Source organism: Streptomyces sp. CB02009 (assembly GCF_001905825.1).
Taxonomy (GTDB): Bacteria; Actinomycetota; Actinomycetes; order Streptomycetales; family Streptomycetaceae; genus Streptomyces.
Map to the genome: position 1 here is coordinate 22,911 of NZ_LIVV01000016.1, position 17,615 is coordinate 40,525.

General features: G+C 70.6%; 25 protein-coding genes. 7 read left to right on the plus strand and 18 right to left on the minus strand.

All coding sequences use genetic code 11. The annotated features are described in order from the left end of the window. Positions 1 to 47: 47 nt before the first annotated feature. Together AMK27_RS43960 and AMK27_RS43965 are read right to left on the minus strand one after the other, a co-directional pair. Entirely contained in the window at positions 48 to 320 is a 273-nt protein-coding gene (locus tag AMK27_RS43960; RefSeq protein WP_241847776.1) for a hypothetical protein, read from the minus strand. A 78-nt stretch (positions 321 to 398) separates the two neighbouring features. After that, positions 399 to 893 (minus strand): phosphoadenosine phosphosulfate reductase domain-containing protein, encoded by a 495-nt coding sequence (locus tag AMK27_RS43965; RefSeq protein ID WP_274535771.1) that lies wholly within the window; start codon positions 891 to 893, stop codon positions 399 to 401. Between the two features lie 79 nt (positions 894 to 972). On the opposite strand from AMK27_RS43965, the gene AMK27_RS39425 reads away from it, so the two are divergent. Beyond that, a protein-coding gene (locus tag AMK27_RS39425; RefSeq protein ID WP_445194899.1) for an IS5 family transposase occupies positions 973 to 1,817 on the plus strand; the annotation gives its coding sequence in 2 pieces (ribosomal slippage) (positions 973 to 1,303 and positions 1,303 to 1,817; 846 coding nt in all). Here the strand turns inward: AMK27_RS39425 and AMK27_RS39430 are convergent. The 15 genes from AMK27_RS39430 to AMK27_RS39495 form a co-directional block, all read right to left on the minus strand. Further along, positions 1,798 to 2,196 carry a hypothetical protein gene (locus tag AMK27_RS39430; protein WP_073919175.1) on the minus strand — a complete coding sequence of 133 codons (399 nt, stop codon included), beginning with the start codon at positions 2,194 to 2,196 and terminating at the stop codon, positions 1,798 to 1,800. The two genes, AMK27_RS39425 and AMK27_RS39430, sit on opposite strands and share 20 nt — an antisense overlap. Positions 2,197 to 2,268: 72 nt before the next feature. Then, positions 2,269 to 2,670 (minus strand): hypothetical protein, encoded by a 402-nt coding sequence (locus tag AMK27_RS39435; protein WP_073919177.1) that lies wholly within the window; start codon positions 2,668 to 2,670, stop codon positions 2,269 to 2,271. Between the two features lie 111 nt (positions 2,671 to 2,781). Next, positions 2,782 to 4,179, minus strand: a complete 1,398-nt coding sequence (locus AMK27_RS39440; protein ID WP_073919178.1) for a hypothetical protein — start codon at positions 4,177 to 4,179, stop codon at positions 2,782 to 2,784. Between the two features lie 140 nt (positions 4,180 to 4,319). Then, a complete protein-coding gene (locus AMK27_RS39445; protein WP_073919180.1) occupies positions 4,320 to 4,613 on the minus strand; it encodes a hypothetical protein in 294 nt (97 codons plus the stop codon). A gap of 363 nt (positions 4,614 to 4,976) precedes the next feature. Further along, complete coding sequence (locus AMK27_RS39450; RefSeq protein WP_073919181.1) at positions 4,977 to 5,348, minus strand: DUF6409 family protein; 372 nt, start codon at positions 5,346 to 5,348, stop codon at positions 4,977 to 4,979. A gap of 186 nt (positions 5,349 to 5,534) precedes the next feature. Next, complete coding sequence (locus AMK27_RS44625; protein WP_445194900.1) at positions 5,535 to 5,930, minus strand: DUF6248 family natural product biosynthesis protein; 396 nt, start codon at positions 5,928 to 5,930, stop codon at positions 5,535 to 5,537. 104 nt (positions 5,931 to 6,034) lie between these two features. Further along, positions 6,035 to 6,847: an ATP-binding protein gene (locus AMK27_RS39455; protein WP_073919183.1), complete on the minus strand. Its 813-nt coding sequence runs from the start codon at positions 6,845 to 6,847 to the stop codon at positions 6,035 to 6,037. Further along, positions 6,844 to 7,173 carry a helix-turn-helix transcriptional regulator gene (locus tag AMK27_RS39460; RefSeq protein ID WP_073919184.1) on the minus strand — a complete coding sequence of 110 codons (330 nt, stop codon included), beginning with the start codon at positions 7,171 to 7,173 and terminating at the stop codon, positions 6,844 to 6,846. Before AMK27_RS39460 ends, AMK27_RS39455 begins: the two co-directional genes overlap by 4 nt. A gap of 339 nt (positions 7,174 to 7,512) precedes the next feature. Continuing rightward, the gene (locus AMK27_RS39465) at positions 7,513 to 8,229 is read right to left on the minus strand and encodes a hypothetical protein (protein ID WP_073919186.1); all 717 of its coding nucleotides are present in this window, start codon (positions 8,227 to 8,229) and stop codon (positions 7,513 to 7,515) included. A 98-nt stretch (positions 8,230 to 8,327) separates the two neighbouring features. Then, positions 8,328 to 9,230 (minus strand): hypothetical protein, encoded by a 903-nt coding sequence (locus AMK27_RS39470; RefSeq protein ID WP_073919187.1) that lies wholly within the window; start codon positions 9,228 to 9,230, stop codon positions 8,328 to 8,330. An 11-nt stretch (positions 9,231 to 9,241) separates the two neighbouring features. Then, complete coding sequence (locus tag AMK27_RS39475) at positions 9,242 to 9,865, minus strand: hypothetical protein (RefSeq protein WP_073919189.1); 624 nt, start codon at positions 9,863 to 9,865, stop codon at positions 9,242 to 9,244. 282 nt (positions 9,866 to 10,147) lie between these two features. Further along, entirely contained in the window at positions 10,148 to 10,723 is a 576-nt protein-coding gene (locus AMK27_RS39480; RefSeq protein ID WP_073919191.1) for a hypothetical protein, read from the minus strand. A gap of 290 nt (positions 10,724 to 11,013) precedes the next feature. After that, complete coding sequence (locus AMK27_RS39485) at positions 11,014 to 11,460, minus strand: hypothetical protein (protein ID WP_073919192.1); 447 nt, start codon at positions 11,458 to 11,460, stop codon at positions 11,014 to 11,016. A 69-nt stretch (positions 11,461 to 11,529) separates the two neighbouring features. Further along, positions 11,530 to 11,826: a hypothetical protein gene (locus AMK27_RS39490; protein ID WP_073919194.1), complete on the minus strand. Its 297-nt coding sequence runs from the start codon at positions 11,824 to 11,826 to the stop codon at positions 11,530 to 11,532. Between the two features lie 242 nt (positions 11,827 to 12,068). Then, positions 12,069 to 12,467: a WYL domain-containing protein gene (locus tag AMK27_RS39495; protein ID WP_073919195.1), complete on the minus strand. Its 399-nt coding sequence runs from the start codon at positions 12,465 to 12,467 to the stop codon at positions 12,069 to 12,071. Positions 12,468 to 12,766: 299 nt separating this feature from the next. On the opposite strand from AMK27_RS39495, the gene AMK27_RS39500 reads away from it, so the two are divergent. Continuing rightward, complete coding sequence (locus AMK27_RS39500) at positions 12,767 to 12,967, plus strand: hypothetical protein (RefSeq protein WP_073919197.1); 201 nt, start codon at positions 12,767 to 12,769, stop codon at positions 12,965 to 12,967. A 413-nt stretch (positions 12,968 to 13,380) separates the two neighbouring features. On the opposite strand, the gene AMK27_RS39505 is transcribed toward AMK27_RS39500, so the two are convergent. Then, positions 13,381 to 14,100, minus strand: a complete 720-nt coding sequence (locus AMK27_RS39505; RefSeq protein ID WP_073919199.1) for a prepilin peptidase — start codon at positions 14,098 to 14,100, stop codon at positions 13,381 to 13,383. Positions 14,101 to 14,412: 312 nt separating this feature from the next. Between AMK27_RS39505 and AMK27_RS39510 the strand changes: the two genes are divergently transcribed. The 5 genes from AMK27_RS39510 to AMK27_RS39530 all read left to right on the plus strand — a co-directional run bounded on the left by AMK27_RS39510 (position 14,413) and on the right by AMK27_RS39530 (position 17,615). Continuing rightward, positions 14,413 to 15,234 carry a hypothetical protein gene (locus tag AMK27_RS39510; protein WP_241847778.1) on the plus strand — a complete coding sequence of 274 codons (822 nt, stop codon included), beginning with the start codon at positions 14,413 to 14,415 and terminating at the stop codon, positions 15,232 to 15,234. A 110-nt stretch (positions 15,235 to 15,344) separates the two neighbouring features. Then, positions 15,345 to 15,569 (plus strand): hypothetical protein, encoded by a 225-nt coding sequence (locus AMK27_RS42530; RefSeq protein ID WP_073919200.1) that lies wholly within the window; start codon positions 15,345 to 15,347, stop codon positions 15,567 to 15,569. Next, entirely contained in the window at positions 15,566 to 16,660 is a 1,095-nt protein-coding gene (locus tag AMK27_RS39520) for a conjugal transfer protein (RefSeq protein WP_158076968.1), read from the plus strand. Before AMK27_RS42530 ends, AMK27_RS39520 begins: the two co-directional genes overlap by 4 nt. After that, positions 16,660 to 17,001 carry a hypothetical protein gene (locus AMK27_RS39525; protein ID WP_073919202.1) on the plus strand — a complete coding sequence of 114 codons (342 nt, stop codon included), beginning with the start codon at positions 16,660 to 16,662 and terminating at the stop codon, positions 16,999 to 17,001. The genes AMK27_RS39520 and AMK27_RS39525 overlap by 1 nt, the downstream gene beginning before the upstream one ends. Further along, positions 16,998 to 17,615, plus strand: coding sequence for a hypothetical protein (locus AMK27_RS39530; RefSeq protein WP_073919203.1), 618 nt, complete (start codon positions 16,998 to 17,000; stop codon positions 17,613 to 17,615). Before AMK27_RS39525 ends, AMK27_RS39530 begins: the two co-directional genes overlap by 4 nt.

A 17,615-nucleotide genomic window follows, 5' to 3' on the forward strand; every position in this document is an offset into this window, starting at 1 on the left:
TTCGGTAGTGGGGGCGCGCACTTTCCTCTCGCGTGTCGCGTCGACGGTCAGGCGGCCAGGACCATGGCCAGCCGGCGGAGGTAGTCGGCCGCGGCCTCCTCGCCGACGTGGCGCCGCAGCGCGTCCCCCCGAGCCCAGACCAGCGGGCCTTCTTCCGCCTCGGCGCGGGCCGCCTCGGCAACGATCTCGGCGACGCTGAGCTTCTCCCGGAACTTGTGGCCGATGTGCTCCTCCAAGGCGACGTACCGGGTGGGCAGGTCCAGGCCCAGGGCCCAGCACAGCCGCACGGCGCGCACCAGGACGTCCCGGCCGGCGAGCACGCAGAAGACGCAGGACAGCCGGGGGATGAGGGCGTCGTAGACGGGGTGGTACTCCAGGGCGGCGTCGGCGATCTGCTGCTAGACGTCGGTCTCGGAGAGCTCCAGGATCGGGTGCCAGGCCAGGACCATGCGCTGCCCGGTGCTCGCGCGCATGTCGATCGCGAGCGGGAGCTTCCGGGCCCGGGCCGGCGATTCGGCAGCCCGGATTCCCAGGGCGGAGAGGATCAGGGCCTGCTCGTCCAAGCCGAGGGCGTCGGTGATCTGCTTGAACAGCGGGGCAATCTTGTCCCGCTTCAGGGCCGAGGTGCACAGCCGGCGCGCCGCGTCGGGCCACATGCCGCGCTTCTCGACCAGGCCGAGCAGGCCGCGGTCGGCCTTGACCACGATGAACTCCACGCCCCAGCGCTCGGCCTGGCGCTGCGCGAGCTCGCGCACGCCCGGCCATTCGGACTCCTCCCCCAGATCCGCGTGGACCATGACCACCTTGTCCAGGCAGCCGGCCTCGGCGGCCAGGGTGACCACGCGGTACGCGCAGACGAGCGAGTCCTTGCCGGCACTGGTCGAGACGAGGATTTTGTCCGCAGCGAGGACGAGCTCGCGGGGTGTCTGGGCTAGGCCGTTTCTTTCGGATCATCGGATCGTTGGTTGATGTGTGTCGTTGACTGACGCCCAGTGGGCCCGCATCGAGCCGCTACTGCCGGACCGGACCCCGAAGCGGGGCGGGCGGTGGCGTGATCACCGACAGGTGATCGACGCGATCGCGTTCAAGTACCGCACCGGCACGCCGTGGATGGACCTTCCCGAGCACTTCGGATCGTGGAAGGGCGCCCACAACCGACTGCGGAAGTGGGCCGCCGACGGTACCTGGGAGAAGGTCTTCACCACCCTCCTCGCCCAAGCCGACGCCGAAGGCGACCTCGACTGGGTGGTCGCAGTCGACTCCACCATCGTCCGCGCCCACCAGCATGCAGCTGGGGCTCGTCAAAAGGGGCCGCGGCCGGCGAGCCGGACGACCACGCCCTCGGACGGTCCCGCGGCGGACTGACCACCAAAATCCACCTCGCCGCAGACAGCCGCTGCCGCCCCCTTGCGTTCGTCCTCACGCCCGGCCAGGCAGGTGACGCACCCGCGTTCACCCAGGTCATGGCCCGCTTACGGGTGCCGCGGCCGGTCGGCCGGCCCAGGACCACCCCGGAGGTGGTCCTGGCAGACAAGGCGTACTCGTCTCGGGCGATCCGCAATCATCTCCGCCGACGCGGGATCCGGGCGGTGATCCCACAGCCCTCCGACCAGGCCGCCAACCGCAAACGCCGCGGCAGCCATGGCGGCAGACCGCCCGCCTTCGACCGCGAGGCCTACAAGCAGCGCAACACCGTCGAGCGGTGCATCAACAAGCTCAAGCAGTGGCGCGGCCTGGCCACTCGTTACGACAAGACCGCCACCATCTACCTCGCCGGACTCCATCTCGCCGCCATCTTCATCTGGTCAGCGAGGTGATCCGAAAGAAACGCCCTAGCTCGCCGAGGAGGGCGGTCGCGACGTCGGACCGGCGCCCGCCACCGGTTCCGCGGCCCGGGGCGTGTGGGGTGTAGAGCGCCGCGAGGGCGCGGTTGGCCGCGCGGGCCGCGGTGAAGGTCCGGCGGACCTTGGCCCGGGCGTCCTGCTCGCGGCGTACGAGGCCGGCGTGCACGGCCTGGGCGGCCGTCGGCTCGTTAGCGTCAGCCTGCAGTTGCTGATCGTGGGCGATACGGGCGCGGTCGGCAGCGGTGGCCTTGGCGGCCCGGGTGCGGGCGCGGCCGGCGGCGGTGTACGCGGCGTCGGCCTGGTGGGCGCGCCGGATTCCCTCCAGCAGCCGGCGGCGGGTGGGCATGTCCATGGGACTCCTCTGGGTGCGGGGTGGTGTGTTCGGCGCCGGGCGGCTGCCACTGCCGCCCGGCCAGGGGGTGGATCAGAAGGTGCAGAACCGGCGTGCGACCGGCGGGAAGTTCCCGCGGTGGCGCCGGCCGAGCCGCTCGATCACCTCACGGGCGCACCGGGCCGCGTCGGCGGCCGCGTCGAGCGGCGTGGAGGAACTGCCGACGAGGGTGGCGAGGTAGGTACCGTCGGCATCGTGCAGGTGCGCGGACCAGGACTCGCGATGGTCGGCAGCGGGCCGGTCGGCACGCTCGCCGGCGTACATCAGGACGTGCAGGACGCCGTAGACGGAGCCTTCGTCGTCTGGGGCATCCGGGTCGGCGGCCATGATCAGGAAGGTCATACCGCCCTCCTCGCCGGGGAAGGCGTGGCGGCCCAGGGCGGCCAGTTCCGCGCGCAGCAGGTCGCCTTCGGTGGGTTCCTTCTGGTTGGTCATCTCGTTCCTTCGCATCGAGCAGGCAGGGGCGTTGTGCCGTGCGGGCCGGTGTCGTGCGCCAGGGGGCCGGACCCCGGCGGCCCGGCCCCGTAGGGCCGGGCGGGGGGCCCGTCAGCAGGCAGCCTCGGGGTCCTCGGCCGCCGCCAGGGGCTCCCACTCCAGGGAGCGCGCGGTCTTGCGGGAGCGGCCGTCAACGGCGACGGTCACGCCGTCCCGGTACGCGCGGGCGCCGGTCATCCGTACGCCCACCGCCTCGACCGTGCCGGTCTGCCCGCTGGCGACGTGCCGGACCCGCTCGCCGACGATGCGAATCAGGTCCGCTTCCCGAAGGCGCCGCGCGCCGAGCCGGTGTCCCGCCCGCTGGACCAGGCGGCCGCCGCGGGTGGCCAGGGCGGCCTCGAAGGCCGCGCCGGAATCGGGAGCTTCGACCCTCAGGAAGTAGCGGCCCTCGGGCAGGCCGGTGTGGGTGATGGCCCAGGTGTCGGTCATCGCGCCCCGGGCCTGGTCGGCGGCGGCGCCCTGCGCGGCCGCGGCTTCCAGGGTCGGCACGTGCCAGACGAGCAACGACGGGTGGTCTCCGGGGTCGACGAGCCAGCCTTCGGTGCGCTCGAACAGCTCCTTCGCGACGCGCAGCCGGCTCAGGGGCGACCGCCCGTCGGCATCGGTGGTTAGCTTGCCGTCCTCGACCCAGCCGACGGTCAGGCGGCCGCTGGTGCCGTCCGGCCGGACCCAGTAGCCGGCCACCTCGCCGAGGTCGTCGGGGCCGGTGACGTCGGCGAGCGGCTGTCCGGACAGGGCGGTCACCGCGGCGGCGGCCGCCGGGTGTTCGGCGTCCTGGGGCAGTACGCCCGTACCGGCTGCCGGTGCGTTCCCGGCCGGGCCAGCGGCGGGCGGCGGGACGAGGACAGCGTTCCAGGAGCGCGCGCCGTACTCGGTGAGCTTGACGAGGCCTGCGGCGTGCAGGCTCCGGACGGCTGTGAGGTTGTGCCCGTATCCGGCGCCGATCGCGCCGTCGCGCTTGACGACGGCGTACACCAGACGCTGAGGTTCGGTCAGGGCGTCCTCGGCACGCTTGCGGCTCTCCTGGGCGTTCAGGAACTCGGCGCGCCCATGGGCGCCGGCCTCGGTCTGCCAGTCGCCCGAGACGACCAGGCCGCTGTTGTTGGCGACGTCGAAGCCTCCGCCCGCAGCCGGTCGGACGACGTAGAGGGCGAGCGGTTCACGCCCGGCGGCCGGGGCCGGCTGGGCAGCGGCCGGCGCCTGCTTCGGGGTCGGCCTGCGAGTGCGGGCCGGCTTCTCCTGGACGTGCACTTCCTCGACCGTGACGTTCTTCCAGCCCGCGCGCTCGGCGGTCCGGGCGGCCCGGGCGACGTTGGCCGCGGACATGGACCAGGTGTGCACGATGCGACCCTCGCCGTCGCGGCGGTCAGCGACCACCGCGTGGGTGTAGTGGCGGGTTTCGCTGGTGCGGGTGCAGCCGGTGGAGGCGACGAAGGTGATACGGGCCATGACAGGACTCCTTGTGTGTGCTGTGTGTTGTCGGGTGCTGGACGACTGCCACGGCCGACCAGCGGTTGGGACGATGGGAGACCCTCGGGGTCCGGTGCCCTGCGCCGGGGCGGGCGGTAGACCGCCCGCCCCGGGTCCAGCTAGTCCCGCTTGCTCGCCAGGTACTCGGCGATCTCATTCGCCTCGGCCACCCAGTGGGCCACCGCGTCGGAGATCTCCTCGACGTGGTGCCAGTCCTTGCACACAAAGCGGCGGGATTCCGTGGAGGGGTGCTCGATGGTCCACTCGGCGGGCGCACCGCAGCCCCAGACGAGGTTGCACAGCGGGGCGTATCCACGGCCGCCCGGACCGTGCTGCCACAGCGCCTCGTCCTGGCGCAGCGCGTCCACGTCAACGCTGGTGGCGGGGAGCTGGGCGAGGTTGGTGAAGAGCATTCGGGACTCCTGGATCTGCGAGTGTGTTCGGTGTCGTCGACTGCCACCGCCGACCGATGAGACAACTATACTCGTCACTCATCACTTTCGCAAGGGTGCCGCCCACCCGTCGCGCCGCAGGCGAGCCCAGGCGCTCACCGGCGACCAGGCGCACGCCGCACCCCCGCCAGCAGCGGGGACGCGGGTGGCCGTCAGAACAGGGCCCACCGCGTTCCAGCGTTGACCGGAGAGCCTTGCCACCGACGGATGCCTGGTGAGGCTTCACCCGGTCCCCCAGCGGCCTCCTCCTCCCGTACGATCTCGCCCTCGACGGGAGCCGCAGGCCCCTCCGGGGGGCGGTGCTATCGCCCCCCGGCATCGGGTCTACTGACCCAGGCGCAGCGCACGCCGTCGAAGGCCTGCCTTCTGGACGCGGTACCGCACCTTTCCGAACTGGTCGAGATTCCGCAGCCACTTGTAGAGGCGGATCAGGGTGCGCTCGGACATGTCATCGACCGTGCCCACCACGGTGAACTCCCTGGCGAACGCCATGCCCAGCGTCCTCGGCGCGAACGAGGGGGCGCCGAGCGTGTAGAACCACACCCGGTATCCGCCCTTCGGCGCGTTCTCGTTCCAGAGGCCCAGGACGATGGCCCGGCGGACACCGGTGTTCTTGCCCTCGACGAAGCGGGGGGCACGCACGACCATGCCCGGCTCCAGAACGGTCTGGGTGGCGGAGTCGGTGGCGACGGTCATGTGGACTCCTTTGGAGAGGGGTGGGGGGGGCGGCGGGAATCCCCTGCCGACGAGAAAACTATACCCGTCATTTATCACTCGCGCAAGGGTGCCCCCTCCTCAGGCGCGCCGCAGGCGGGCCCAGACGCTCACCGGCGATCAGACATACGCCGCGCCGCCGCCGACAGCGGGAACCGGGGGCGGCCGTCAGAACAGGGCGTACTGCGCTCCAGCGTTGTCCGGAGAGCCTTGGCGCCGGCGGATGCCTGGCGAGGCTCCAGCCGCCCCTGCAGGCTCCTCCCGTACGGCCTCGTCCTCGACGGGCGCCGCAGGCCCCTCCGGGGTCGGCTCGCTCTTGGGGCACGCGCACCGGCACCACCACACGCACGGCTCGCCGCCGGGGCGCACGATGAGCGGGGCGACGCACCTGCCCCGGGTGTCGCGTACCCAGTCGATGTTGTCGTCCACGTGCGGGCCGCCTTCCTGCCAGTGGACGCACAGGTCACAGCGGCCGGCCAGGCAGTTCCCGGCAGGTGCCCCGTTCGCACCTGGCCCATCGCGCGAAGCCGAAGGGGTACTTGCGGACTGGGGAAGAGCCAGTATTCGACCCCTGCGCTATTCGCCTCGGGCAGCTGGTGGCAGTTCTCTCTTGAACACGGTTGGCGGCTGCGGTCAAACCGCAGCCGCCAACTACCCGAGCAAGAGGGCTAGGGGTTGTCGATTGTCGCTCGCCAGCCGTCCCAGCGCGGTCCCATGCTGACTACGGCCCCTGTGCTAGCGGGGAGATCAACGAACTCCCTGAACTGCATATCGGTCCTCGTGATGACGAGGACCGGACAAGGTAGCCGCAAGCTGTGCAGTGCTTGGATCGTGACCCGGTCGGCCTCATCCACCACAAGGAGGTCAAGCTCCTGTGACGCTTGGACCAACCGATCACGCATCTGAGCGCTCACGTGGAGTGGGCGTTCTCGGTTGATCCAGGCGGGAGCCCATGCGTAGTGGAGCTTCTTGCCGTCCTGGGTGAATTCCCTGTGCAGCCAGCGGGCGAGGGTGGTCTTGCCGCAGCCGGCTGGGCCACCAAGGATGTGGAGGCGGTTCCTGATCTGCGGATCGTCGTCAACGATCGCGCGGAGCAGAAAGTAGGCAGCCTCTGCCTGATGGACCCAGTCCATGATCACCTCGCGCGAGTCACAGCCGATCGGGGTCGGTGTCGGTAGCAGCTCGTGGAGATTCGACCCGGCAGCGGTCGCCCGCCGAGCCGCCCTGAGGCACCATCGGATACGTGGCAGTGCTAAGAGATAACTAGTCGCTGTCAGCAGATGCGACAGCTTTCCGGGAAGGTGGGCCAGCTCCGCGAGCCACTCCTCGGAGTATCGCTCTGCCGCCTGTGCGTCACCCAGCCGTCGCGCCGTCCAACCTGTGAGGCGCTTGGCCATCCAGGGACACCACTCGCCGAACTCTGACAGCAACAGCGGCAGGACCACGGCCGTCAAAGCGAAGATGATGGTTTCAGCACTCATCGAGCGCCCCCGAGGCCGGGCTGCAGGATGCCGGAGTGGGCCTTCTTGGGTGCAGTCTTCCGCTCACTGACCAGACGTCTGGCCTCAGCGACATGATCTGCATGGAGACGGTAGAAACGACGCCGGGGCCCACGGACGGCCCCATCCTGCTCCCATTCACTCAGAACCCAACCGCAGGCTTCGAGGCGCATGAGGATGGGAACCACGCTCCCGCTGGGCCGGTTGATGGATTTGGCGATCTTCAAGCCGTAAAGCTCGTCATCGCCAGAAAGCAGGGCTTCGACGACGTCGACCGTCGCGTCAGTGACCCTGAAGGGATAGCTCATGCGCCAACTCTAGCTATCTAGAGATAGAAGGGCGAGTGCTGCGCGCTGGTGCTGGAACGACTGGCGCCTAGTCGACGTCGTGAACGGCTTCGAGGTATTCCGCCCAGCTGTTCTGGGCGAACTGAGCCCACCCATCCCCGTACGATCTCCCGCTCCTCGGGGGTGAGCGTGCGCTGCGGGCGGCGGATGACCGGGTGCGCGAGCAACCCGGCCTCCGGCCGCAGGCCAGCAGCGCGTCGGGTCTCGTTCATGCAGATCCCTTCGATGCTGAGCGTTCGGCAGCCTGCTCAATCGCGGGCAGGGGGCGGAGATCCCGCCCCCTGCCGCGCGCAGCGACGGTCAGCGCTCGGTCCGGGCGTAGTTGTGGCGGTCGTCGCTGGCGGCAAACTCGACCAGCTCGGGAACGTGCGCGCCCACCCAGGTGTCCAGCGGGCCGGGGCTGTCCTGCTGGCCCGTGAGCCAGCGGTAGACGTCCGGCTTGAGTTCGAAGAGCCTGCACTCCTCGTCCTCGGCGTAGAAGTCGGCGTTGCCGCCGAATCCGTAGTCGTCGGCGATGTCCCACACGCAGACCAGGTACGGGCCGCCCGCGTCGTTGATGCGCCTGAAGACGCGCCGGATGTCGTCGGCGCCGTATCCGTGCTCGAACGCCCCGTGCAGCTCAACGAGCTCGGCCCCGAGCTCCTGGGCGGCTTTTCCGGCCGCGTCGCCCTCGGTGCTGGGCGCGGGGTCCTCGCCCTCCTGGTCCTCGTGTTCGCCGCCGTGCTCGGCGATCAGGTCGCGCAGCGCCTCGGTGGGCACGTCCAGGAACGTTCCGGTCTCCGCGCCGAGGTCCCCGCCGGTGAGCCACTCCTCCAACGAGTCCTCTTCGGACCAGGCTTCGGTATCCGGGGCGGTGAGGCCCGGCGAGAGGAGCACCTCGTCCGCGGCACGGGCGCCGGGCTGGGCCTTGACGAGGAGGGCGTGGCCGTCGGCCAGGCGGATGCGGGTGAAGCCGCGGTCGGTCCCTTCGGCGATGACGGCGTCGAGCCGGGTCGCGCTGAGGGTATGGGTGCTCATGCAGTGCCTCCGAGTTGAGTGTTTCCGGGTGGTCGGCTGCCACCGCCGAACCATGAGACAACTATACACGTTATTAATCACTTCGCAAGGAGGTGCAGTCACACGATCAGGAGCACGTCCCCGATGACCCTGGCCCGGTGCAGCGGCGCTGGGCCGCCAGCCGACCTCTTGCGCGGGGTCGGCTCAGGCAGTCCGCGCAGCGGCGGGAAGACCGGCCTCTTCCCGGTGTGCTGCTTCCAGCGCGTCTCGAATCCCGGGCGCTGCTTGTCCGCGACGCCCGCCGGTGCGGCAACGATGAACGCCTCAGCGTGCGGCAGGCCTTCGAGGTCGTCCAGGTAGTGGGCGCGCCGGATCCCGGAGGCCTCTCCGTCGACCAGGCGGACGCGATGTGGGAAGCGTCCGGCAAACCGGGTGACCAGTTCCTCGGCCCGCTCGCGGGGGCCCTCGTACACGGTGCGCACCGATCGCCAGGTCGGGCCCTTCTGCTGCGCGCCGCGGCACCGCTCATCGTCGCCGGGGCACTGCGGTTCGGCGTCGACCGGCGCGCCGCCTTGGTCGACGACCGCGTGGATGCGGCGGCAGCGGGGCTTGCGCTGCTGGCTGCACCACCACTTCGGCTCCGCGCAGTCCTTGCCGTGCCAGCGCCGGCAGTCCTTGGTCCGGCCCAAGCCGGTGAGGCGGCGCACCTCGTACACCGCGTACGGGGTCTGCTCCAGGTCGGCCTGGAAGGCGTCCAGGACCGGCCGGTTGCGGTCGTCCTCGGCCAGGCGCCGGCGGAGCGATCCGCCGGGCCCATAGAGGGACATCCGCTCGTTCAGGGCCAGCGAGATGTACTCCATGCGCAGGACCTGCGCGGCCTCGGCCGGGTGGGCGCGCAGCCGCTGTTCGTAGAGCTCTCGGGAGGAGCAGACCCCGGTGAAGGGGCACTGTACGCAGTGGCTCTTCAAGATCATTTCACCGAGGCAGTCCAGGACGTACCGCTCGACGGCGGCCCGGTTCATGCCTGCACGGATCAGGGGTAGTCCGGCTCGCAGATGATCCGGCCGGCGGCCGTGTTCAGCTGGTCCTGGATGGCGGAGTCCTTCAGCGCGCGGCCGGTCTCGTCGGCGTGGTAGCCGATCACGCGGCGGAAGGTCTCGGTGCCGAACTCATGGGCGGCCCAGGTGTCCAGTACCCAGCCCTTAAATCGAATGCTGCAGCGTCGCTGGCCGGAGGCGAGCATCGGGACGGTGCCGGCGGTGCGCAGCTCGTCGGACAGGCGCCAGGGGCTGGCCGCGTGGATGCGGCGGGGCGCGCGGGAGTCGTCGAGGACCAGGACGCCGTCAGCGTCGCGCGGGCCGCCGCGGCAGATCTGGACCAGGCGGACCCGCCATGCGCGCAGGAGCGGCAGGACCAGGCGGTCGGCGAAGGACAGGGAATCGCTGAACTCGTCGCCCGTCACGGCGTGCACGATCACGAGGTCGGACAGGTCCAGCTCCAGGCCGTGGGCGACGGGGTCGTTGAGGAACATGAGGATCTCGGCCGTCGAATCCGCACCCAGACCCCAGGTGAGGACGGTCGGGCGCTTACGTCGGACGGCAGGGCGCGCCAGCCGGGCGGCGTGGATGGCCGTCCGGGTACGGGCAGGCAGGGGCATGGGTCTCCTCGGGTGGGGTGCGTGTTCGGGGTGCGCGGCTGCCACTGCCGCGGGGGCGTCTCTGATGTGTCTCGTCGGCCGCGCCGACGCTCCTCGGCGCGGCGCTCCCGGCGGTTCGCCGTAGCCAGGCTGGTCCCGCCCCGCGTCACCGGGGCGGGACACGGCCGGGGGTCAGTCCCCCAGGCTCATCCGCCAGGAGGCGCCGCAGGCCGGGGCCCTGGGAAGGGCCTGACCGCAGGGAGGAGCCCGGGCCCGCGTGGGGGCCCGAGCCGGAGGCGTTGCCTACCGGGTGTCGGCGCCAGCCGCGACCCATGCGGCGGCGGGGCTCACGGGGTTGTGCTTGACGATGGAGCGGGCAAGGGCGAAGAGGTGGCGGTATCCCTTCGGAGCACGGGTGGCCAGCTCCAGGTTCCTGACCGCCGTTTCGTACTGGTACTGCAGGACCATGCGCAGGGTCTCGGAGCGGTTCATGTCTCGCCGGTAGACGAGCACGTGGTGAGCCGCCTGGATGGCCTGTTCGCCGATGCCGGTCCAGGCGCGGCCGTTGAAGACGTGGTCCCCGGCGGTCCGGTCGGCGTCGGCGACGTCGAGGGGCCCGGTGTGGGTGATGGTGAAGCGCTTGGGCCAGGCAGAGCGGGGGCCGAAGGCCAGGGCCGCGTACGTTCCGGCGGCGGCGTCCAAGGCCACTCCGACAGAGCGGACGGTGAAGTGAGGGAGCGCCCGGTCCTGCTCGGTGTCGGCCTTGAACACGTCCAGGCGCGTGGTCCCGCCGTAGTTGTAGACGTCCACGGTCGCGGCTTCGGGGTACAGGCGGCGGGCGGTGTCGAGGACGGCGTACGCGGCGCGGGAGGTGTTCACGGGTCTCCTTGGGTGGTGCGGTTTTCGGTGTGCGGCTGCCACTGCCGCCTCGGGGCTCCCCGCCCCGATGAAAAAACTATACCAACACCCAATCACGATCACAACCTGTGACTACCCGTCAGATTTCTGTGTCGAGGGAGACTGCGGCCGCCGGCGCCGGGCTCGGCTGGAGCCTGGCGGTGGCCGGGAGGGAAAGCGGCGCACACCGCTTTCCCCTCAGTCACTGGGAGCCTGCGAACGAGCCGGAGACACGGCGTTTCAGGCCCTGGCGCACCGCAGCGGAAGGAAGTTCAGCTGCCGATGACGGCGCGGATCGCGGCAGCGGACTGCTCGGCAAGGGTGTCAAGCCCGACCGGGGCGCAGGCGTCCATGAGTGCTACCCCATCGTCGGTACGCACGACGTTCTCAGGGAGTTCCGGGTCTTCGGGGAAACCGTCATCGACGTAACGACCCTCGTAGTCGATGACGAGGTCTCCCTCGTAGTCGATCCGGAAGGTAAAGGAGGCGATGCAGGGCCCGGAGATGGTACCCGTGACGCCCCAGTACCCGGCCTCGGCCGTCCACTGGTCGCCTAGATCGGCAGTCAGGCGGGCGGCCGTGGCGTGGGCAATGTCGGAGATGCTGAACGGATACTCGACGCCGTAGAGCGGCTCAGGGACGGGCAGGGTGGAGGCGTAGACGCCATGGCCGCCGCACGCGGCGCAGGCGAGGGTGGCGTTCGTGGTGGTGTCCTTCACAGGGAGCTCCTTCGGGTTGTAAGTCGGGTGGAACGATCACGCGAGGGAGCCACACGACGACTGAGTGGGTCAGCGCATGTCGCGGACGGTTCGGGCGATCACGTGGGCGATCTCGTCGAGGGTGTCGGCGATGGTCAGCTCAGGCAGGACGCGCCGGTCCCCGTGAGCGTCCTGGACGCATAGGGGACGGTCGACGCAGCCGGGGCCGAGGTCGAGGACACCAATCGTGTACTCCTCGTCGTCGGGGGCGAGGAGGAAGCCGCAGGTGCCCCACGCGCCCGACTCGGCCCGCCAGTCGTCGCCAAGGAGTGGTCCGGCCGTGTGGGCGATATCCGAGACGTGGAATCCGAACTCATGGCTGCGCATGGAGGTCTTCCTCTCTTCTGGCTGATCCCCGGGTCCTCTCGCCAAGCTGAGCAGGGTTGCTCGACGGCGTGATGAGCCGGGAAGGTCAGGGCGGGTTGTGGGGCGGTGTTGTTGTCGACGCGGTCCCGTGGGCGAGGCGCCTGTATTTCGGCTCCTCCTGCAAGCCGGGGGCGGGACGAGTACGACCCCCCGGCGGCAGGCGCGGTGGCGAGGGCCCGCCCCGCCGGGGCGGGCCCGCTCGCCTATGCGGCGAGCTTCAGCGTGGGCGCCGGGTAGTCGCGCTCCAGCTCCAGGTCAACCAGCTCCTGCGCGGTGAAGACGAAGTGGGCGAGGGGGGTCACATCCGCCGCGTTCTCCTCCGGGACCGCGAGGACGAAGCGGATGCGGTGGACGGTGTACGCCTTGATCTGCTCCAGGGTGAAGGTGCGCATCTCACCCCGGGTGCGGCACATCGCGCGGACGATGATGCCGCCCTTGCTGGTGGTGAGGATGTTGTGGATCTCGATGGTGCGCACCGACTCGTCACCCTTGCTGTCGATGTAGGTGATGGTCGTGGCGCGCTGGCCGTCCATGGCGCGGATCAGGTCGGTCAGGGTGCGGGTGGTGGTCTGACCGGCGGTGATCTTCATGGAGTTCGACACGGGTTTCTCCCTGGAGCTTGTGAGTTCGGGGGGTGTTGGCCGGGTGCCACTCCCGACCAACAAGACAACTATAACTTACACACATCACTTCCAGGAAGCTGGAACGGTCTTTTCCTCGCCCCGATTTCGCGTTCACCCATTCGGCCGCCCGCACACCGCGCCACGCGGCGGCATCACAGCACCCCCACTTGACCAAAGTGGTGAGTAGTGGTTATGGTTGTCTCAGTTGATCGGCGGTGGCAGCCGGTCAGCGACCGCGAAACACGCACTTGGACAAATCCACAGCGAGGAGCCCCGAGATGGCCCGTACCTTCCACGACCGCCCCGCGCACCTGCAGCTCCAGGAGCGGCCCTGGATCTCCCACCTGAAGGACGGGAGCAGGAAGCCTCACCAGCAGGCGGCACACAAGCGGGACCGCGCAGCGGTCCGGCTTGCGCTGCGCCTCGGCGTCGAGCCGCCGCTCCCCCAGCGCCGCTGCGTCGACTGGGAGATGCACTGAATCAGCTCCACACCAAGCGGCCTCGCCTTCCGGCGGGGCCGCTTCGGCATGTCCGGGCGCAGCCTTCGAGCGGGAGCGCACGCGGTGTCCGGGCCGGGGCCGCGCAGCGAGCGGCCCCGGATCCGGAGCGGGGAGCAGGGAGCGGGGCCGAGGAACGGACCGAGCCGTGGAGACCGGTCCGAGCTGGCCTGGGCTGGTGCAGGCCGGGCCCGGCCCTGAGAAGACGCAGGCCTCTTCCTCCGGCTATCGCGGAGAAAGAGGTGTCGGCGCCGTTAAGGAGTGACCCACAGGGGTTGACCTGGGGCGACGAGCAGTGCCGTGAAACAGGTGGGCAACCGATGAGGCAACCATTGAGGCAACAGGTGAAGCAACCAGTGAGGCAACCGGCAAGGCAACTGGTGAGGCAACCGGGTTCAAGCGCCGGCGGCGCCCAGGAGCATGCCGAGTAGCGTCCCGCTCGCGAGGAAGGGCCCGAACGGGATGGCCGACGTGCGGGAGGCCTTGCGGAGCATGAGCAGCGCGAGTGCGTAGACGCCGGCCAGAACCTGCGCGGCCATCACCCCCGCCGCCAGGGCCGTCCAGCCGTACCAGCCGAGCACGGCGCCCAGAGCCAGGGCGAGCTTCACATCACCGAATCCGAGACTGCGCGGGCTGATCAAGAAGAGCACAAGGTAGCCGCCCGCCATCGCGAGCATGCCCCCAAGCGCCCCGGTGAATGATCCGCCCGCTCTGGAGAGGAGAGCTGCGACGCCGAGCCCGGCCAGGGCAGAGACAGCTAGCGGCAGGGTGAGGACGTTGGGCAGGCGATGCGCCATCAGATCGATCACGCCCAGCAGAACGAGAACCGGCACCGCAAGCAGCCAGATCATCAGCTCGGGGCGCGGTCCGGTGGCGTGAGCAAGGAGCGTGCAGCCCAGCGTGGTGGTCAGCGTGACCGGAAGGGCGGATGGCCCGTAGGGGGCAGCACAGGTTGTGCAGCGGGCAAGTCCGGCCCAGGTACGGATCGGGTGGCCCTGCGGACAGCTCGCACGCCAGGGCGTCCCAGCCTCCGTAGAGAGACGGTAGGCGACCCGCGGGATGAGGATCCCGGCGGCGATGCCGTAGCAGGCGGCGAAGAGCGTCAGCTGGGTCACGTGGTGAGAGTACGAGACGGCTCCACGTGCCGTGACGCTACGGGCCTTACCAGCGGCAGGTACCTCGTGGTCACGTTGGCGGCGACGCCTCCGACCGCAGCGCGGAGTAGCCGCACAGACGCATCCGTCGGTGAATCGCCGCGCTCCAGAAAGTGACCCAGGGCTCCGGAGGGAGTGACCCGTTGGGGGTTCGGGGGCGGGGTTCCGATTGGGCAACCGTTTGACCTGCAGCTTTGGTGTTCCGGGTCACCTTCTGGGTCAGGGGTGCTGAGGACAGTCGACGACACGTCATCGAGAGAGTGGGGCCGTGTCGTGGACATCCGTGTCTTCAAGGGACTGAACGCCGAGTGGGCGCTGGTGTGTGCTGAGCCGGGCTCGGGTGAGCGGGTGCGGGGCTGGCTGGAGGAGGCTGGCGTGCTGTGCCGGGGTGAGGGTCCGGCGGAGTTGGCGGAGCTGCTCGGCTGGATCGGTGTGCGGGATCGGCGGCTGGGCCGTGAGCACAGCGACCGGTGGATGCGGGCTCTTCTCGCGGTGGCCTCGGGTGAGGGCGCGGAGGCGCGGCTGGCGGCTCGGGTGGTCGTCCAGGCGATGTTGGACGGGGCGGTGCGGATGACGCTCTCGTTGCTGCGCCCCGGGCGGGACTTCGACGAGGTCGGTCAGGTCGTGGTGGCGAGCTTGTACGGGGTGGTGCGCTGCTATCCGCTGCACCGGGCCCGGAAGGTCGCCGCGAACCTGCTTCTGGAGACGTTGCACCGGGCAAGCCGGGAGCTGCGGGACGACGACCCGCAGGGGCTGGAGTGGGATCCGGCGCTGGCGGAGCTTCCCGATGCCGAGAACGTCGCGGACGTCGTATGCCGTAAGGCCTTCACGGAGCAGGCCGTGGCTGGCGGACTCGCGCACGCTGGCGAGGAGCTGGATCCCGCTCAGGCTGAGCTGGCCGAACTGCTGCTGTGGGGAATGCGGAGGGGCTTGCTGACGCAGGCGCGGGCGCGCCAGATCGCGGGTGAGGTGCGTGAGGAGTCCCGGTCTGCGGCCCAGGAGGCGGGGGTTTCGGCGGTGACGTGGCGCAAGCGGCGCAGTCGGAGCGTTGCGCGGCTGCGGTCGGTCGCGGAGCAGTGGGTGCAGGCGGCGTGACGTTCCGCGGATTGGTGGGTGCCGGGGTGTCACGTTCGGGCCGGGGCGGCTCCTTGCGGGGGTGGCACGGCGGATCGGCCGCCGGTGAACCGGTATGGGAGGTGTCGGCTGTGGTGGACACGGACGAGGCGGTGCTGGTGCGGGCCCGCCGTCGGCTGGGGGAACTGGCCGCGCTGTTGGAGGTCGCCCCGTTCTCGGCGGACACGGAGGAGGCGATGCGCTCCTATCTGCGGGATGAGGCTCCGGGAGCGCGTGCGGCGTTTGCCCGGTGGGCGGCGTTGCCGGCGCAGACCCGGCGCACTCGCGCCGCGCTGCTGAGGGAGGCGCTGACGTGAAGCGCCGGGAGCACGACTCGATCCGTGGTCGTGGCGGTGCGGACGGGCGGTCCGGTCCGGTGGTGGGGCGTCGGCCGGAGGAGGAATCTGTGGTGCTGCCCGGGGAGGCTGGCGGGTGGGCTCTGGGTTCCCTCGGCGCTGCGGCGAACGCGGTGACGGTATTGCGGCGCTCGGCGTGGGTGCTGCTGCTGACCGGGCCGGCACTGGGCGCGTGGGCGCTGCTGGCGCAGCCGGACGTGGCATCAGGTACGGCGGCGGTCCCGGAGCGGTCCGCAGCCGCGGCCAGCAGTGTCTCGGATGCAGGTCCAGGCGGGTTCGCGGAGTTGTTCGTCAGCACCTACCTGGAAGCCGGGGAGGGGACGCAGGCTTCGCTCGCGGCCTTCCTGCCCGGCGCCGAGACGCTGGCGCTCTCTGCCGGTCCCGGGAGTCAGGTGGTGGAGCAGGTCGCGTCGGTACGGATGCGTGCAGTTTCGGACGGCTACTGGGCGGTGACGGTCGCCGCTCGTGTCCGCCTGGTCAAGGCCGCCCCTGACAAGCCTGGTGCACCGGAGCGAACTGATGTGGTGATGCGGTACTTCCGGGTGCCGGTGCGGTCTGGGCCCGGCGGGACGCTCACGGCGGTGTCCCTGCCTGCCGAGGTGAGTGCGCCGCCGGTGGGGAAGGCACCCGCGCTCGTCTATGGGCAGTGGGCGGAGGCACGTCGGACGGACGCCGGGGTGAGGACGCTCGGGGGGTTCTTGTCGTCGTACCTGGCGGGCGAGGGTGAGCTGGACCGGTACATGTCTCCGGGCAGCACGCTGTCGCCGGTCGTGCCGGCGCCGTACGCGTCGGTCAGGTTGGACCGACTCGCGGAGTACGGGACGAACGCCCCGGGGGCGGCTTTCCCCGAAGGCGCGGAGATCCCGGACGGTACTCGGCGGCGGCTGCTGCTGGGCGTCACGGCGACGGATCACGCGGGCGTCGAGCGGCCGCTGACGTACGCGCTCGCGCTGAAGGCGCGGGATGGGCGATGGGAGGTGGAGGCCGTAGAAGCGGCTCCCCTCCTCGCCGTCTCGGCTGGTTCTGATGCGACGACGGACGGGAGTAACTGATGGACAGCCTGGTGGTACTGGCGGACGTGGTCACGGACGTCGACGGGTTGGGGGCAAGGATCCGGAACCTGCTGACCGGCACGGTGATGTCCCTGATGCTGGTGGTCTCCGTCATCGTGACGTGGAAGAAGACGAACTCGCTGCTGGCCGCGGGCGCGGCGTTCCTGGGGGCGGCTGCGCTGTGGTTCGCGGTGATGAACGCGGTCGCGTTCCGCGACAGCGTCGGGGAGACCATCAAGCCGGGCGGGGGCGTTGCGCCGCCGGTGACCGAGGGGCGCGGGCCGGCGGTCGTCCGGGTCGTGGAGCCGGCGGACGCCGGTCCTGGTGGTGAGGTGCTGTGAGCGCGGACACGCCCTCCGTCGAGGACGAGGTGCTGGTCGGCCGCTGCTACACCAAGGCGCGGCGGCACCCGCTGATGATCGGGATGTGGCCGGGAGGACGCGGCGCGATCTGGGGCGGGCCGTACACGGTGCCGCAGGTGATCGTGCTCGCCGTGGTGTTCGGGGGCTTGATGCTGACGCGCTCGGTGTGGGCGCACTTCGGGCTGGTGAACCTGGTGATCGCGATCGGTGTGCCGTATGGGCTGTCGCTGGTGGTGCGTCACGTGCACATCGACGGGCGCAATCCGCTTCTGGCCGCCGTGAGCGCGGGCGGGACTGTGGTGGCGCCTGCCGGGGGCCGACTCGGGGGCAGGCCGGTGAGGCCGCGGGGGCGTCGGCAGCTGGTGGGTGTGTGCAGCGTGACCTGGACGCCGGCGGCGTCCCTGCGGGAGGTCCGGCGGCTGGCTGAGAACCAGGGAGACCGGGTGGCCAAGTCGGCGGCCGAGCAGGTCGCTGATTCGTCGGGATCGGGGGTGGGGCGGCCGGTTTCGGCGGCCGCGGGGCTTCTGGCGTTGCGTCATGAGGGCGGACAGGTTCGGCAGACACGTAGCGGAAGGGCGGGGTGTGAGCGGTGA